Here is a 418-nt window from a genome sequence, read left to right on the forward strand (position 1 = left end):
CTGGCCCTTCAAACAAGGCCCTCACGAGCAGGCCATAGCTGCTCGCGGGCGCTTGCGCGTCACTTCTTCCGAAGGCTTGCGCGCTGGCGTGCTCGCCCACCACGGCCTGGCGATGACGTCCGAATGGATGTTCGGCCCGGAATTGGCCAGGGGTGAGGTGAAAGCCGTGTTGACCGACTGGGAACTCCCGCCGAAGGATCTCTGGGCGGTATTACCGACGGGTCGAATGCCGAGTGCCAAGGCCAAGGCATTTATCGAATACGTTGAAGGTTTAATGGTGTAGCGCCGGCAAGCCGGCTCCTGCGGGGTTGGAGGGTGTTCAGATGATCCGGCCATCCCAGCCGACCGTGACATGCCGTGGCAACGCGTGGCGATGCTCCAGCAACCACGCATCCAACGTATGCGCCACATGGGTCAG

Annotated in this window: 1 protein-coding gene; it reads left to right on the plus strand. The window is 62.4% G+C overall.

The window, feature by feature from the left end; all coding sequences use genetic code 11:
* On the plus strand, positions 1-283 hold a 283-nt coding region (locus SOP95_RS31800; RefSeq protein ID WP_323609556.1), incomplete at its 5' end, for a LysR substrate-binding domain-containing protein.
* Between the last annotated feature and the right edge of the window lie 135 nt (positions 284-418).

It is taken from the genome of Pseudomonas sp. YuFO8, from assembly GCF_035065025.1.
In the GTDB taxonomy this organism is placed as follows: Bacteria; Pseudomonadota; Gammaproteobacteria; order Pseudomonadales; family Pseudomonadaceae; genus Aquipseudomonas; species Aquipseudomonas putida_AE.